The sequence below is a fragment of the Halomonas sabkhae genome (assembly GCF_030409265.1).
Lineage (GTDB): Bacteria > Pseudomonadota > Gammaproteobacteria > Pseudomonadales > Halomonadaceae > Halomonas > Halomonas halmophila.
The window spans coordinates 136,178-151,324 of sequence record NZ_JAUFPM010000017.1; the positions used below are offsets into that span (position 1 = coordinate 136,178).

12 protein-coding genes and 1 tRNA gene are annotated in these 15,147 nt (G+C 62.2%); 7 read left to right on the plus strand and 6 right to left on the minus strand.

Annotation, left to right across the window (positions count from 1 at the left end):
* Positions 1–144 precede the first annotated feature (144 nt).
* Positions 145–1,947, plus strand: coding sequence for an ABC transporter ATP-binding protein (locus QWY79_RS11425; protein ID WP_290272809.1), 1,803 nt, complete (start codon positions 145–147; stop codon positions 1,945–1,947).
* Positions 1,948–2,017: 70 nt separating this feature from the next.
* On the opposite strand, the gene QWY79_RS11430 is transcribed toward QWY79_RS11425, so the two are convergent.
* From QWY79_RS11430 to QWY79_RS11450, 5 genes are all read right to left on the minus strand, one after another.
* Positions 2,018–2,419 (minus strand): hypothetical protein, encoded by a 402-nt coding sequence (locus QWY79_RS11430; RefSeq protein ID WP_290272811.1) that lies wholly within the window; start codon positions 2,417–2,419, stop codon positions 2,018–2,020.
* Positions 2,420–2,792: 373 nt separating this feature from the next.
* Positions 2,793–4,880 (minus strand): TonB-dependent siderophore receptor, encoded by a 2,088-nt coding sequence (locus QWY79_RS11435; protein ID WP_290272814.1) that lies wholly within the window; start codon positions 4,878–4,880, stop codon positions 2,793–2,795.
* A 132-nt stretch (positions 4,881–5,012) separates the two neighbouring features.
* Positions 5,013–6,038 (minus strand): helix-turn-helix transcriptional regulator, encoded by a 1,026-nt coding sequence (locus QWY79_RS11440; protein WP_290272816.1) that lies wholly within the window; start codon positions 6,036–6,038, stop codon positions 5,013–5,015.
* Complete coding sequence (fhuF, locus tag QWY79_RS11445; RefSeq protein WP_290272818.1) at positions 6,035–6,799, minus strand: siderophore-iron reductase FhuF; 765 nt, start codon at positions 6,797–6,799, stop codon at positions 6,035–6,037. Before fhuF ends, QWY79_RS11440 begins: the two co-directional genes overlap by 4 nt.
* A gap of 124 nt (positions 6,800–6,923) precedes the next feature.
* Positions 6,924–8,999 carry a TonB-dependent receptor gene (locus tag QWY79_RS11450; protein WP_290273440.1) on the minus strand — a complete coding sequence of 692 codons (2,076 nt, stop codon included), beginning with the start codon at positions 8,997–8,999 and terminating at the stop codon, positions 6,924–6,926.
* Between the two features lie 383 nt (positions 9,000–9,382).
* Between QWY79_RS11450 and QWY79_RS11455 the strand changes: the two genes are divergently transcribed.
* Together QWY79_RS11455 and QWY79_RS11460 are read left to right on the plus strand one after the other, a co-directional pair.
* Positions 9,383–10,420: a hypothetical protein gene (locus tag QWY79_RS11455; RefSeq protein ID WP_290272820.1), complete on the plus strand. Its 1,038-nt coding sequence runs from the start codon at positions 9,383–9,385 to the stop codon at positions 10,418–10,420.
* Positions 10,421–10,490: 70 nt separating this feature from the next.
* Positions 10,491–10,567: transfer RNA gene (locus tag QWY79_RS11460), tRNA-Ile, on the plus strand.
* Between the two features lie 337 nt (positions 10,568–10,904).
* Here QWY79_RS11460 and QWY79_RS11465 read toward each other — a convergent pair.
* The gene (locus QWY79_RS11465; protein ID WP_290272822.1) at positions 10,905–11,066 is read right to left on the minus strand and encodes a hypothetical protein; all 162 of its coding nucleotides are present in this window, start codon (positions 11,064–11,066) and stop codon (positions 10,905–10,907) included.
* 254 nt (positions 11,067–11,320) lie between these two features.
* Between QWY79_RS11465 and QWY79_RS11470 the strand changes: the two genes are divergently transcribed.
* The 4 genes from QWY79_RS11470 (at position 11,321) to QWY79_RS11485 (ending at position 15,100) form a co-directional block, all read left to right on the plus strand.
* The gene (locus QWY79_RS11470) at positions 11,321–11,554 is read left to right on the plus strand and encodes a YMGG-like glycine zipper-containing protein (protein ID WP_290272824.1); all 234 of its coding nucleotides are present in this window, start codon (positions 11,321–11,323) and stop codon (positions 11,552–11,554) included.
* Between the two features lie 443 nt (positions 11,555–11,997).
* Positions 11,998–12,978, plus strand: a complete 981-nt coding sequence (locus tag QWY79_RS11475) for a Bug family tripartite tricarboxylate transporter substrate binding protein (protein ID WP_290272826.1) — start codon at positions 11,998–12,000, stop codon at positions 12,976–12,978.
* Between the two features lie 74 nt (positions 12,979–13,052).
* The gene (locus QWY79_RS11480) at positions 13,053–13,568 is read left to right on the plus strand and encodes a tripartite tricarboxylate transporter TctB family protein (RefSeq protein WP_290272828.1); all 516 of its coding nucleotides are present in this window, start codon (positions 13,053–13,055) and stop codon (positions 13,566–13,568) included.
* 5 nt (positions 13,569–13,573) lie between these two features.
* The gene (locus QWY79_RS11485; RefSeq protein ID WP_290272830.1) at positions 13,574–15,100 is read left to right on the plus strand and encodes a tripartite tricarboxylate transporter permease; all 1,527 of its coding nucleotides are present in this window, start codon (positions 13,574–13,576) and stop codon (positions 15,098–15,100) included.
* Positions 15,101–15,147 lie beyond the last annotated feature (47 nt).

Below are 15,147 nucleotides of genomic sequence, written 5' to 3' on the forward strand. Positions count from 1 at the left end.
TGAAGTGTCCGTTGCAGGGGGCGGAACGCCGCTTGCCGCCACGGGACAGCCATCCGTCGACGGGGTATGGTAGCCCCCTATCTCGCTCGGTGGCTCCGTGGGCCATCGGGTCAAGCATCATTGCGTTGTCATGGAGAACCACGCATGTCGAGCAGGAGCAGTTTTCAGGCTCTGGGACGCCTGTTGCGTTACGCCCGAGGGCATCGGCGGCACATCATCGTCGCCACGATCTGCTCGGTGATCAACAAGTTGTTCGATATTGCCCCGGAGATCCTCATCGGGGTGGCCATCGATGTGGTAGTCAATCAGGAGGACAGCTTCGTCGCCGGGCTGGGGTTCACCACGGCCCGCGAGCAGATACTGGTGCTCGGGGTGCTGACCTTCCTGATCTGGGTCGGCGAGTCGGTGTTCGAGTATCTCTACCAGATCCTGTGGCGCAACCTGGCCCAGCGGTTGCAGGCCGAACTGCGCCAGGATGCCTATGAACACGTGCAGCGTCTCGACATGAGCTTCTTCGAGTCGCAGAGCTCGGGGCGCCTGGTGGCGATCATGAACGACGACGTCAACCAGCTCGAGCGTTTCCTCGATGGCGGCGCCAATTCCATGATTCAGGTCGGGGTCACGGTGGTGGCGGTAGGGGCGGTGTTCTTCGTGCTCTCACCGTTGATCGCGCTGCTCGCCTTTACCCCCATTCCGCTGATCATCTGGGGAGCCTTCTTCTTCCAGCGCAAGGCCGGGCCGCTGTACGCGGAAGTCCGTGAGCGCGTCGGCGAACTGGCCAGCCGGCTGTCCAACAACCTGGCGGGCATCGCGACGATCAAGAGCTTCACCGCCGAGGCGCGCGAGGCCGAGCGTCTGCGCCAGGCCAGCGAGGCCTATGTGGAGGCCAATCGCCGGGCGATTCGCATCAGCTCCGCCTTTATCCCGGTGATCCGCATGGCGATTCTAACCGGCTTCCTGGCGACCTTCACGGTGGGTGGCATGATGGCCCTGCGCGGCGATCTCAATGTCGGTGCCTATGGTGTGCTGGTGTTTTTGACCCAGCGCCTGCTGTGGCCGCTGACCGGTCTGGCCCAGGTGATCGACCTGTTCGAGCGGGCCATGGCCAGTACCCTACGTATCCTCGATCTACTGGCCACGCCGATCCAGGTGCATGACGCCGGTGGTAGCGAACTGGCGCGTCCGGTGCATGGCGCGGTGCGCTTCGAAGGCGTGGGGTTTCGTTACGCCGAGTCTGCAGCTGGTGTCGAGGATATCGACCTCGAGGTGCCGTCCGGTCATACCCTGGCCCTGGTGGGTGCCACCGGGTCGGGCAAGTCGACACTGATCAAGCTGCTGCTGCGCTTCCAGGATCCGGCAGAGGGGCGGGTATTGATCGACGGCCAGCCGACCGAAACGCTCACACTTTCCTCGTTGCGCGAGGCCATCGGCCTGGTCAGCCAGGATGTCTATCTCTTCGAGGGCACGGTGCGTGACAACATCGCCTATGGCCGCCCCGAGGCCGACGAGGACGAGGTGATCGAGGCGGCGCGTACCGCCGAGGCCTGGGGCTTCATCCAGGCATTGCCGCAAGGGCTCGACACGCCGGTCGGCGAGCGGGGCGTGCGGCTTTCCGGCGGTCAACGCCAGCGGTTGTCGCTGGCCCGAGCCTTGCTCAAGGATCCGCCGATCCTGGTGCTGGATGAGGCCACCAGCGCCGTGGACAACGAGACCGAGGCGGCCATCCAGCGTTCGTTGTCGCGTATCGGTCACGGCCGCACGGTGATCATGATCGCCCACCGGCTTTCGACCATCGTGCATGCCGACCAGATCGCGGTCGTCGAGGCCGGCCGCGTCGTCGAGCGCGGTCGTCACGATGAGCTGCTGGCGAAGGACGGGCGCTATGCCACCCAGTGGCGGGTACAGACCGGCGAGTTGAGTGGCGAGGCAGCCACGACACTCGCCTGAGGCACTATCCGTGCGGCCGTGTCCCGCAGCAGGCGCAGGATGCGGCGTTGGGCCTTGGCATCGGTCGGGTTCAGCGCTGCCGCCAGGGTATCAGCCAGCGGGCGATGCTCGACCAGCCGGACGGGGAGGCCATGGCCGCTGGCGCGGAGAGTGCCTCGGTGGTGGCCTTGAGGGCCTGCATGATGGCGTCGAGATGATCGCGGCAGAACTGGCTGTTCATGGCGCCGGGGCAGTTGGCCAGCAGCATGTTGCAGTGGTAGATGGCGATATCCAACGGCTGGGTGGTGGTCGGCACATGGGCGGCATGCCGGCGGGCGTGGTGCAGTTCGCCGGAGAGCATGTCGAGCAGGCTGGTGTCCATCCAGCACGGCTGGGTGTCGTCATGCTTGCCGGCGATGGACTGATGGATGGCCTGAAAGGAAACGTACAGGAAGGTGCATTGATAGAAGAGTTGTGAGCGCTCGGCTTTCATGGCGACACCCCGGCCTGACGTGACAGGTACACATGATAATGAAAATGGTTATCAATTGATATCATGATCCTAGCCCGAATCGCGGGTGGGGTCAATGTGGGCGGGAGCTGGGAGCTGGGAGCTGGGAGCTGGGAGCTGGAAGCTGGAAGCTTGAAGCTTGAAGCTGGAAGAGTGCGGCTGCGCCGCTGGAAGAGGGGGGAAGAAGACAGAGGGAAGAAGGAAGAGGGAAGATAAGGCCCGGAGCGCAAAATGCGCCTCGGGCCTTGGTGGCATCATCGCTGATTCTGCCAGGATACTGCTTGCTTCGAGCTTCGACCTTTCCTCCGTTTCGCTCTTCTTCCTTCTTAACTCTTCTCTCTTCCCTCTTGTTTTTCTAGAACTCGTAACTGAGGGTGGCCTTGACGCTGCGTTCGGCGCCGAAGTAGCAGTACTGCAGCGAGTTGCAGGAGGCGACGTATTCCTTGTCGGTCAGGTTGTTGACGTTGAGGCGGGCCATGACACCGTCCATGCCGGCGTTGGTGAAGTCGTAGCTGAGGCCGGCGTCGACCAGGGTGTAGTCCGGGACCTGTTCGGTGTTGGCGCGGTCGGCCTGGATGTCGGCGCGGTAGCGTACGCCGAGCCCGGCGCCGAGGCCGGCCAGGTTGCCATCGGCAACGCGGTAGTGGCCCCACAGCGACGCCTGGTGGCGTGGTGCGTAGATGGCCCGGCTGCCCTGTTCACCGGCCACATCGCTCTTGGCGTAGGTAATGTCGGTGAAACTGTAGCTGGCCTGCAGGCTGAGCTCGTCGGTGAGCTGGGTCTGCGCCTCGAGCTCGACCCCCTGGGACTCGATCTCGCCGATGGCACGATATGGATCGGTGGGCTGCTCCTTGGTGGCGACGTTTTCCTGGGTGATGTGGAACATCGACACGCTGTAGCGATTCGTGGTGCCCGGCGGCTGGTACTTGAGGCCGGTCTCCCATTGTTCGCCTTCCATGGGCGGGAGCAGGTCGCCCTGCTTATCGACGAAGCTGGTCGGCGTGAAGGAGGTGGAGTAGCTTACATAGGGCGATACGCCATTGTCGAAGGCGTAGAGCAGCCCGGCGCGGCCGCTGAACTGCTGATCGTCGAGCTCGCTGGTGGTGTCGTTGTGGTGCAGGGTGTTCTCGATGTTGACCACGTCATAGCGCCCGCCCAGCGACAGGTGCCAGTTGTCGAGCGACATCTGGTCCTGCACATAGACCCCGGTCTGGCTCAGCTCATGGGTTTCGTCATTGGTGGTGACGATATCGCCGCTGGGGCCGGCACCGTATTCGGGGTCGAAGGCATCCAGGGCCGGGAAGGCGCCGGAGGTCCAGACCACGTCATTTTCGCGGTGCTGATAGTCGGCACCCAACAACAGGGTATGGTCGAGCGCGCCCGTGGACAGCTCGGCCTGCAGCTGGTTGTCCAGCGTCCAGGCCTCCATGGACTCCTCGCCACCCGAGTAGTAGCGGTTGAGCTCGGTATCGTTGGCCCAGCCGAAGCCGTAGACCTGGTTCATGGTCACATCGGTATTGAGATAGAGCAGCTTCTGGCGTGCTGTCCAGCTGTCGTTGAAGCGATGTTCGAGGTCATAGCCGACCATGCGCTGGGTGCGCTCGAACGTGTCGTAGGCGTCCTCGCCATCGAAGAAGTTGTTGTCGATCCTGCGGCCATCGCGGCTCTCCACGGCGCCCTCATAGGGCACGCCGGAGTGATAGCCGCCTTCCGGGTCCTGGTGCAGGTAGGCGTGCAGGGTCAGGCTGGTGGCATCGGTGATATCCCAGGTCAGCTGTGGGGCGATGGCCACACGCTTTTCCTCGACTGGGCCGAACTGGGTATCCGCGGCGTTGGCCTTGCCGGTGAGACGGAAGGCGACCCGGCGCGCGTCGTCCAGCGGGCCGGTGAGATCGAAGGCCGCGCTGCGCTGATTGTTGCTGCCGGCGCTGTAGCGGATCTCGCCGCCATGCTCGAATTCCGGGCGTTTGCTGGTCATCGACACCACGCCACCGGGCGAGGCGCGGCCATACAGCACCGAGGCCGGGCCCTTGACCACCTCGACGCTGTCCAGGAAGTACGGATCGACGACCAGCGAGCTGTAGGAGTTGGCGTCGCCCATCAGCTTGAGGCCATCGAGGAAGGTGTTGCTCAGGCTACCGTCGGAGAAACCGCGCAGCACGATATAGTCGTAGCGGTTGGAGGCACCGACCTGGTTGGCGTAGACGCCGGCGGTATAGCCCAGGGCGCGCTGTACCGTCTCGGCGCCTTTCTGCTCCCAGTCCTCACGGTCGACCTGTGAGGTGGCCTGGGGCGTCTCGTTGAAGGGCGTTTCGGTCTTGGTGGCGACCGTGCCGGTGACCGTCACGGCGTCGAGCCGTTCGGCCTGCTGGGCGAGGGCATTCAGGCTGGTGGCGGTGCCGGCCAGGGCGATGGCCAGTGCCAGGGGTGTGGGTCGTGTCATGCGAGGCATCCTGTCGAGCGGGACATGGGCAATGTCATTACGAATGAGTTTCGTCTATTCAAGTAATGAGAATTATTGCTTTTTCTGTCCTGCTCGGTGTATGCCGGCTGCTCAAGTGGCTATGCGGGATGCTCAGCGTGCCGATTCGGGGGAACTCGACGGCCCTGTCGCGATATCCCGGGCCGTTTCGGGGCGAGGGCAAGCGCCACCCGGGACGACGTCGCGCGGGGAAAAACCGAAATAGCGCCGGAATGCCGTGGCAAGATTGCTGGCGTGACGGTAGCCGCAGAAATGTGCGGCCTGCTGTACGCTGAAGCCCTGCTCCAGGTAGTGCCGCGCCAGGCCCAGGCGGAACTCGCGCAGCTCGTCGAAGACGCTCTGGCCGAAGGCGGCGCGGTACTTGCGGCGCAGGCTGGCCGGGCTCATCGAGGCCTGCGCGGCGAGGGCCGCCAGGCGATGGTCCTCGGCCGGGGCCTGACGCAGGGTCTCGCGCACGCGCTCCAGGCGCTGGCGTTCGCCGGGCGCCGCCATCGAGCCGGTCCTTGAAGGCGTCGCACCCGGCAGGCCATGGGCCAGCAGCTGCAGGCTCAGGCCCTCCAGCTGCAGGCGCTGCGCCGGGCCCGACATGGGGTGAGTGATGGCATCTTCCAGTGTGGTCTGCAGGCTGGCCGGTAAATGCCAGGCACGCATGCGCGAGCCCTGTTCGAGGGCCGAGCCATGGTTCAACTCGCGCAGGCGCGACTCATCCAGCCCCAGCGTCACGGCACGAATGCGCTGTCCGGCCGGCTGAATGGCACACAGTCCCTGACGCGCCTCCAACTGCACACTGAGCGCCATGCCGGCGCGCAACGTCAGGTGTTGATCACCCAGGCTGACCTCGGCCTGGCCCTTGAGCATGACGATGATGGTCAGGGGCGCACGGCTGCGTGAGCGCGAGTCGTAGCGCTCCAGTACTTCGATATCCGAGGCCACCAGTTGCATGCCGGGCCCGGGGTTCAGCTCTTCCACGCGACCCCGCATCACCGGGCGCGAGCGCGCCTGGAGCTCCGGAAAGGAGTAGTCGATGCCGTAGCGTTGCCCATAGACCTGCAGGTCCCGCGGCGTATGGGCGCGGATCGGTGACTCCCCGGTCGGCGCCGGGCTGACCCTGGCATTCATCGTGCTGACGCTCCCTTTGCGGCGCGCTCTTCCCGGCATTCCAGCGGGCAGTTGCCGCAATAGCCCAGTTCGTCGATCAGATAACGGATGCAGCACAGCCGGCGGACCCGCTTGGGCGCGCCGCCATCGCCGTCATCATTGGCGGCATTGACGTAACGAACCGGTTGGAAGAGCGGGTTGCGGCGGCCGTCCGCCAGCTTGCGCGATGCCAGCAGCTGCTGCGCCGGCTCGGCGGTGCTCGCCGAGGCCATGGGATGCATGGGCACCGCCTGGGTGAAGTGCTCGAAATAGTTGCCGGCATTGCTCCAGAACACCTTGGGTGAGGCGCCGGAATAGGCCGCCAGGCCCTCGATGAGCGGTGTCAGGTGGTCATCGATCAGGGTGGCGAAACGCCCGGGACCATCCAGTTCGGCCAGCGGGCGGCCTTCATCCTTGAGGCACAGGCCGGCGACATGGCCTTCCGGTGCCAGGATCAGGCGTAGCTCATTCAGCCCCAGGGGCAGGTCCCGTTCGAGCAGCAGGTTGGCCGCCAGGCTGGTGGACGTCACGGCGGCGAAGTGCCACTTGGTCCACAGCGACACCAGGGCCCTTCGATCGCCTCCCGGATAACGGGCGCTGAAATCCGCCATCAGTGCCTCGAGCCTGGCCGGTTCCAGCAGCTCGGTGGCGGCGATGGTATCCGGCGCCTGGTCGTTCGACACCCGGGGCGGCGTCAGCTGCTCCATGGGCCCGATGTACAGCGATGACAGTGCGAGAGACATGGCGGACTATCCGAGGAATGCGTACCCGGATATTAATAAAAATGGGAATTGTTATCAAATAAAATCGAGCCGGACCGATGCTACCACCGGGCCGGCTCGAGTGCCGTCATCCATCAGGAGGCCTTCAGTAGCTCATCGACCAGCCGAGCGTGAAGGTGCGACCGCGTGCCTGGTAATCATAGAGGTACTCCGGGCCATAGTAGGGCGAGTAGAACATCGAAGCGCGCTGGCCCCAGACGGTGGAGTACTGCTCGTCGAGCAGGTTGGAGACGCCGAGGCTGACCTCACCCACCGGCAGGGCCTGGCTCAGCGACAGGTCAAGCGTGGTGTAGCCGTCGATCTCGCGGTCCGCGGCATCCTCCAGATCGAAGGCATGGCTGGCCTGCAGGCGCGCCGAGCGCTGGGCGTTGGGGTCCTTCCAGCCGATGAAGGCCGTGGCGGAGGAGAGCGAGGCGTAGCGGGCGTCGCGCTTCTGCCAGTCGCCATTCGTGTCCTTCTGCTCCGAGCGCACCATGTGCAGGGTGGTGCCCAGCTCCAGGCCATTGTCGAAGTAGCGCTTCACCGAGCCTTCGAAGCCGAAGTCGCGCTTCTTCTGATCGACCACATTGACGCTGAGATCCTCGCCGTTCTCCACGGCCTTGTCGGACCAGGCGTAATACAGCGCCGCCTGGGTCATCCAGTCGGCACCGCGATAGCGCCAGCCGAGCTCGACCTGGTCGGTCTTGATGGCCGACAGCGGGTTGGCCGCCACACTGACCTCGGCGCTCTTGCCGTAGTACTTGGCCGGGTCGGGCAGCTCGAAGCCCTGGCTGAACTGCAGCCAGTTTTGATGGCCGTTGCCGAAGTCATAGAGGGCGCCGGCGTTGAGCAGGGTGGCATCGTAGTCGTTTTCACCGCCGGGAATGCCCTGGAAGTCCTCGACCTCCACATCCATGTGCTGCTGGCGCACGCCGGCCGAGAGCTGCAGCCCGTCGCTGACCTGCCATTCGCTCTGGGCAAAGCCCGAAAGCCCGTCGACCTGATAGCCGGGATAGCGCGGCTCGACTCCGGCGTTCTGCTGCACCAGGCCACCGCTGGCATCCGAGACCGCCTTGTCGAAGAACATCTGGCTGGCATCGAAGGTCTCGCGATCGACATCGACGCCATAGGTCAGCGATACGCTGTCGCTCAGATCGGCATCGAACAGCGCCTTGAGCCCCGAGAGATCAGTGTTCTGCTTCGAGGCCCGGAACTCATAGCCGCCGTCGGCCGGGTAGGGGAATGCCTGGAAGCTGGCTTCTTCCTCGCGATGGAAGGCCTGCAGATAGAAGTCCTGGCCGAGCAGGTCGCCATGGTGATACTGCGCGTTGAGCATCTTGCGCTCGGTGGCCGGGTTGCGATCCGAGGCGTAGCCATCGCGGATCTCGGCGTCGCCCAGATCCGGCGAAGCGGCATCCAGGTTGGGGAAGTGGACGCCGCGCTCGCCCTCGAAGCCGGAATCGTACAACTGCGCGGCCATCTGCAGGCTCTGCTGTTCGGTCAGCTGGATATCCAGGCTGCCCATGACATCGATGCTGCGATTGTCCTGCAGGTCGGTCTGGGCGATATCCGGGAAGATCTCCTGGCCACTGGCATCATAGTGGCGGCCCTGTTCCTCATAGGCCGCCGAGATACGCCCCTTGACCTTCTCGGTGCCGCCGCTGATCGACTGCGCCAGGCGATAGCTCAGATCGTCGTCCTCGTTGAAGCCGGAGGTCGCGCTGGTCTCGGTCGCCAGATGAAAGCCCTCGCGTTCACCCTTCTTGGTGATGATGTTGATCAGACCACCGGTCGCGCCGCCGCCGTAGAGACTGCTGGCGCCGGACAGCACCTCGACGCGCTCGATGTTGAACGGGTCGATGGAATCGAACTGGCGCGAGATGCCCCGCGAGCTGTTCAGCGAGACCCCGTCGATCAGCACCTGGGCGGTGCGGCCGCGCATGTTCTGGCCATAGTTGGTGCGACCCTGGGGCGCCAGATCGAGTCCCGGCACCAGCTTGCCAAGCGCCGTCTTCAGATCCGCCCCGGCGCGCAGCTGATCGCGCAGATCCTGCTGGCCGATCACCCAGACCGCCCCGGGAATCTGGCTGATCTCGGACGGCGTGCGCGAGCCGACCACCACCATGGTCTCGTCCTCGCTGGCCTGCTGGGCCAGGGCGGCGCCGGGCAGGATGCCGACCATCGCCGCCAGGCCGGCTGTGAGGGCCAGCGGATGGCGCTTGAGCGCGGCACTCGCCGGGCGAGAGGTCGCGCAACGGGACTGAAAGGAATCGATCCGCTTGAATGAATGCATGTCGTGCCTTTTTGAATAGTTCGGGAATATTGGCTATCGGGATGTGACGAGGCTATTGCCGTACTCGTGATGGCGTGCGCTTCTTGTGGCGCAGACGTCTCATGCGATGGGACATGGCGTCCCGGTTCGTGGGCACTATAAAGAAAAGTAAAACAATTGAGAAGTATTCTGATTCATAGTTCTGGCGCGACGCTGATGGTGGCCGCGGTCAGGGCGCGCGTAGTAGCCTGTTCGCCACATCCAGGGACGATATCCACCAATGAGGAGGCCGCATGACGCAAGCCCGCATTCAACAGCAAGGCGTGATTCACTGCTTTCCGGCCGGACTGCGCGACGAGAAAGGCGAGCTGGTCAACGCCGAAGTCTCCGCTGCCCTCTACGACGGCGAGCGCATCGTCCTGGCCAGCGACAAGCCGGTGCCCGGGGAAGGGCGCTCGGCCGTTTTCGCCATGCCGCTCAATGCCGATGGCCCGGACGACAGCGCGCTGGAATACCTGTCCACCGACATGCTCCAGCAGGCGGTGAAGTACGAGGACATGGCGCTGACCACCGACTTCCGCCACGTGCTGGCGACCACCGGCTTCGACCGTATCGACGAGATGACCCATGACCTCAACGACTACAACCACCTGCTGATCTGGCCGCTGGGCCGCCCCGAGGAGGTGCAGGTGGTCGACCCGGACCCGCGCGACGGCGTGGAAGGCTCCCTGGAGCTGCGCCGCAAGCTGACCGGAGCCATCGGTCATCCCTACTACAAGATCGAGGGGCTCGCCGCCGTGCCCGGCGAGCGCGGCGACGGCCTGCTACTGTTCGGCGTGCGCGAGCAGGGCAACAGCTTCGATGACTTCGAATACGTCAGCCGCCTGGTGGGCGCGCACTACCAGATCAACGACCACGGCAACATCGAGTTCATCGATGCCGTACGCGAGCACTACGCCTTCGACCCCGACCAGCACGAGGGCGTGCGCTTCGAATGCGGGCTTTCCAGCCTGGAATACGATCCCTACCACGCCCGGCTCTATCTGCTGACCAGCTTCGAGACCGAAGTGGACGGCGAAGAGCACATCGGCGGCTACCTCTGGGTGGTCAGCCTTGACGACTTCCGCGAAGGCCAGGCCCCCGAGATGGTCACCCATTCCGACGGCTCACCGCTGGAGTTCGAACACAAGGCCGAAGGCCTCGCCGTGCTCGACCGCGAACGCCTGTTCGTCGCCTACGACAACGACCGCAACATGGAACTCGGCAGCGTCGACGAGCGCGACGAACGCCACGCCTGCGAAGCGCCGTACACCATCCTCCAGCTCACCTGAGCCCGCGCCGCGCACGCCAATCGCCGCTGGCCTCGGCCGGCGGCTTTCGGTATCATGCGTCGCGCTGTCAGGGCCCATAGCTCAATTGGTTAGAGCAGAGGACTCATAATCCTTTGGTTCTCGGTTCAAGTCCGGGTGGGCCCACCATAGGACAAGCTCGTACGTTTTCCGTCTTTCTGTACCTGCCATCCTGCCCACATTGTGCCCGGGAATGGGCCTCGGCTTTCCGCCTCCCGAGCGCCGCCCGCTTCATGAGCGCCATTTCCTGACTTGTCATCGGGCGGAACTATTCCGTGTCCTAGGACAGGCATGTCTTTTTCTTGTTACGTGCATATTGTGTCCCCTACATCCTGGGCAGACCTGCCGGTGTTACTCTGCGACGTGCTGCCTCCCACAGTGCCCCGCAGCTTGTGCGCCACGGATGGTAAATGCTGCATCCAGGGAGGAACGCGTGGTCAGGAACGGCCTCTTTGCTATCCAGAGATCAGTCGTGCACCGGGCGGAACCTGGTAGCGAAGCTCTTGGCATGGGCCGGGTGGCGGTTGCTGGCCAGCAGGCCGATCCGAATACCAGATCCGACATTCTCCGGGCGGTGGCATATGGCCTTGGGGTACTGACGAACTTGAGCGATGATGGCCGCCGCCATGCCCGCTATAGTCTCCACCGTATGCCACGCATCCAGACAATGCGCCAAGCAGTCCGACGATTGCTATCAGTCTTCCAATCTTCATCATTGCGATCCCTCCTGCGGTGTTCTCTCGCACCATAGCAAGAGATCCTGTGTTGTCCCGGGAAGAGGGCGACATTCTTGGAAATTGCACCGGGTGTCGCTGCCATGCCACAGAGCAGCAGTGCACAGGCTTGCTAGCATGAGAGTTTATTCCTCACTGGAGATTCATCATGCGTGTACTGAAAACGGGTCTACTGGCCGGGCTGTTGGCCCTAGGACTTTCTGCTTGCGGCACATCGACAGGTGAGCGCGCGCTCAGCGGAGCCGGTGTGGGAGCGGCCGTGGGCGGTGCAGCGGCTGCCGTAACGGGCGGCGATGTCTCTCAGGGGGCTGTCATTGGGGCTGGTGCAGGCGCTGCCACTGGGGCGGCAACAGACGAGGGTGACATCGACCTGGACGATTGAGACTCTCGCTACGCAGTGGCCGGCGTCGGGTGCTGCCCGGCGCCATCGAAAATGCCTCGCATCCCGGGTGCGACTCGCGATGTGTCCTCGATGATACCGGGCTGTGCCGATAGTCGCAGGTTCGCTTCCTGACTGGAGCCACCCTCGGTGACTGTCAAGCCACTTGCTCTGCCGGGTTGTCCGGCCCCCTTTCCTACCTTCTTTTCTTCACTACTGCTTTGGTCTATATGAGACCTTTGGTGTATTGCTCTTCATGACCCTTGGTCCTAGGTTATTTGTATGATGTATGACGTTAAAGCCTTCTCATACTGATAATGCTGGTCTGCCGGCTTTCGATAGAGCCAATTGAGGCTTGCGAGGGTATTTGCTGAAAACTGAGAGGGTGGTGCGAGTATCTCGCTCAGGCCTGTCGGCAAGACGATTAACTCATTAAGGAGTAAGCAATGAAATTACAAAAAACCCTTTTAGCTATCGCTTGCACGGCAACGATGGCTGCTGGCACTGCTCAGGCGGATTATCCCGATCGGGATGTTCGTGTCATCGTTCCCGCGGCTGCCGGTGGTGGTACCGACGCCATCGTGCGGAAAATCTCCAATATTGCGGAAGAATCCTTTCCCGTTTCGATGTATGTCGAGAATGTCGCCGGGGGCATGACAGCCACTGGTCTGCTGCAATTGATGGACGCGCGGCCGGATGGGCAGACAATTGCTGCCATTACTTATGACAGCATCATCACCATTCCCTGGAAGGAGATGCTGCCTGGCTTCAGCATGGACCGGATGAAAATGATCGCCCGCATCACCAAGGAAGCCGATGCGATTACCGTCGCTGACGATGCGCCTTATGAAACACTGGACGACTTGATTGCGGCCGCCAAGGAGAACCCCGGGAGCATTCGCTTCGGCATCCAGAACATGGGAGCGAGGACCCATCTGACACTGCTGCAGCTACAGGACCAGACAGGTGCTGAGTTCAAGATTGTCTCTTACGACAACAGCGCTGCCACGCAGAAAGAGGCGCTGCTCAACGGCGAGGTCGATGGAGTCGTCACCAGCCTGGGGGATCTTGCACCGCTGATCGAGTCGGGTCAGGCCCGGGGGCTTGTCGAATTCTCCGACACGCAGAACGAAGGCTTCCCGGATGTTCCTCCCGTCACCGAGACCGATACCGGGCTGGACCTGCAAATGGGCAGCTTCATCACTCTGGTGGCGCCTGCCAAAACACCGGATGATGTGATCCAAACGCTGGAAGACACGTATCACGAGGCCTACGAAAGTGAGGAGTTCCAGCAGTGGCTGACCAACATTGGCGTGACGCCTGCTTGGCTGGGGTCCGACGAGGTCACTCAATGGTCGCGTGAGACTCAACAGCAGCTCTTCGACACCATGGATAATCTGGTCGAAAAGGGCGTATTGGAGAAGTAAAGCTCCAGTATAGATTCTTGCTGTTACTGCGCCATGCATCTCGCATGGCGCAATGATGTTTAATAGGTTCTGATATGTCTTCCAAACGGCTTTCCCTAGGCGGTGGGTTCTACGTTCCGGCTGTACTGGCAGTCATCACGATTGTTTATCTGATCTCGGCGATTCAGATTGGCCCGCCCATGAAAGATGGCAATATGACAGCCTCTTTCTTCCCCATAGTGACCGCAGTGCTCATGCTGGTCGCTCTGGTTGTCGCGATGGCACAGGATGTTCGCCGAGCCCGCAGCGAGGAGCATAAGACGCCTGATGCCGAGGTCGACGACGATGCCGAATTGAGCAAGACCTATGGCGGAATTTCGGTGGGTGCCATTAGTGTCGTCCTGCTGACGGCCGGATATCTGCTGGCCTTCGATCTGATCGGTTATTTCGTATCGACCTTCTTTTACGTTTTGCTGCTGATGTTCCAGTTCGGCAGTGGTGCGGCGAAGAACTGGCTGATGCGACTGATCGCAACCTGTGCGATTACGGGGGCGGGGTATCTGCTGTTTGAGGTCTTTTTCCAGGTTCGCCTTCCGACCTTCTGGAGTTAATGATCATGGAATCTCTTTACGGTCTTCTGGGCGGATTCGCTGCGCTCGCCAACCCCGAAACACTGTTATACATGGTAGGCGGCTTCCTGATCGGCACACTGTTTGGTGCCGTGCCGGGGCTGACGTCCGTTCTAGCCATTGCACTGCTGCTTCCACTGACGTATAGCCTGGATGTCACCACGGCATTGGTGGCATGTGCCAGCATCTTCATGGCAGGTATGTGCAGTGGCAGCATCACGGCCACGACCATCAATATTCCCGGCGCGCCCTCATCGATGATGACCGCGCTGGAAGGGTATCCGATGCAGCGGCGTGGTGAGGGGGCCAAGGCTCTGGGGCACGCTGCCCTTGGGTCGATGATTGGTGGTTCGGTGGGGGCCTTGCTGTTGATGGTGCTGTCGCCCCTGGCCGCCGATGTGGCATTGCTGATTCGCACCCCGGGCAAGTTTTCCTTGATTGCCTTCGCGCTCATCGTGATCATCATTTCCCAGCGTGGCTCGGTCACCAAAGGCATGATTGCCACACTGCTGGGCGTGATGATTGCCACTATCGGTATCGATGTTGTGCAGCCGTTGGCTCGCTTTACCTTCGGCAGCAGCGTGCTGGTGCAGGGGATCGACATGATGCCCTTGATCATCGGGACCTTTGCTATCAGTGAGTTGCTGATCCAGGCCGATAGCCGGAGTGCTCGGACGGTCGACCCCAGCAAGCTGCAAGCCGCGAAGGTCAAACGCCGTGATTTCATTCCGCCGTTGTCCGAAGTGCGGGAAATCGGTTTGGTGCGCTATTTGAAAAGCGCGGTCATTGGTTACGCCGTGGGCATTCTGCCGGGTGCCGGTGGATCGATGGCGGCCTTTGTCTCCTATGCCGAATCGATGCGCTCCTCCAAGCACCCTGAGCGTTATGGCAAGGGGAATCCCGAGGGCATCGCATCTGCCGAATGTGCCAACAATTCCATGTGTGGCGGTGCCTTCGTCCCGATGCTGACGTTTGGTATTCCCGGAGATCCCACGACGGCCATCGTTCTCGGTGTACTGGTGATCAATGGTTTGCAGCCTGGACCGCAGTTCATGACCCAGCAGCTTGATCTGGTTGCCCCGATGTTCGCCTCGCTCTTTGTCAGTGCCTTGGTTCTGGTGCCGCTGACGCTTTACTTGTTGGGACCGTACTTCCTGAAGATCGTGTCGATTCGTCGCGACGTTCTCTACTCGAGCATCGCGGTTGTGGCCCTGGTGGGCAGTTATGTCGCCACGTACTCGACCTTCCAGATGGCTCTGGCGCTGGTGTTCGGTGTACTGGCCTATTTCCTGCGCAAGCAGAAATATCCCACGGTCTGTCTGCTGCTGGGTTTTGTGCTGGGGCCAAGTCTCGAAGAATATTGCCGTCGTGCGCTCTCGATCAATGACGGCAGTCCAATGGTCTTCCTGACCAGTCCGGATAGCCTGTTCTTCATTGCCCTGACCGCCGTCTTCTTCTACTTCATGGTGATTCGCAAGCCTCGGGAAAATCCTCTCAAGGCGATGTCGGATTAAATCCGGGTAGAATGATTGAAGCGCCACAATCACGGTTGTGGCGCTTT

Excerpts from the sequence above, each read along its gene's own strand:
- QWY79_RS11425 (WP_290272809.1), top strand. The coding sequence starts at position 145 with ATGTCGAGCAGGAGCAGTTTTCAGGCTCTGGGACGCCTGTTGCGTTAC.
- QWY79_RS11430 (WP_290272811.1), bottom strand. The coding sequence starts at position 2,419 with ATGAAAGCCGAGCGCTCACAACTCTTCTATCAATGCACCTTCCTGTAC.
- QWY79_RS11435 (WP_290272814.1), bottom strand. The coding sequence starts at position 4,880 with ATGACACGACCCACACCCCTGGCACTGGCCATCGCCCTGGCCGGCACC.
- QWY79_RS11440 (WP_290272816.1), bottom strand. The coding sequence starts at position 6,038 with ATGAATGCCAGGGTCAGCCCGGCGCCGACCGGGGAGTCACCGATCCGC.
- fhuF (WP_290272818.1), bottom strand. The coding sequence starts at position 6,799 with ATGTCTCTCGCACTGTCATCGCTGTACATCGGGCCCATGGAGCAGCTG.
- QWY79_RS11450 (WP_290273440.1), bottom strand. The coding sequence starts at position 8,999 with ATGGTCGGCATCCTGCCCGGCGCCGCCCTGGCCCAGCAGGCCAGCGAG.
- QWY79_RS11455 (WP_290272820.1), top strand. The coding sequence starts at position 9,383 with ATGACGCAAGCCCGCATTCAACAGCAAGGCGTGATTCACTGCTTTCCG.
- QWY79_RS11465 (WP_290272822.1), bottom strand. The coding sequence starts at position 11,066 with ATGGCGGCGGCCATCATCGCTCAAGTTCGTCAGTACCCCAAGGCCATA.
- QWY79_RS11470 (WP_290272824.1), top strand. The coding sequence starts at position 11,321 with ATGCGTGTACTGAAAACGGGTCTACTGGCCGGGCTGTTGGCCCTAGGA.
- QWY79_RS11475 (WP_290272826.1), top strand. The coding sequence starts at position 11,998 with ATGAAATTACAAAAAACCCTTTTAGCTATCGCTTGCACGGCAACGATG.
- QWY79_RS11480 (WP_290272828.1), top strand. The coding sequence starts at position 13,053 with ATGTCTTCCAAACGGCTTTCCCTAGGCGGTGGGTTCTACGTTCCGGCT.
- QWY79_RS11485 (WP_290272830.1), top strand. The coding sequence starts at position 13,574 with ATGGAATCTCTTTACGGTCTTCTGGGCGGATTCGCTGCGCTCGCCAAC.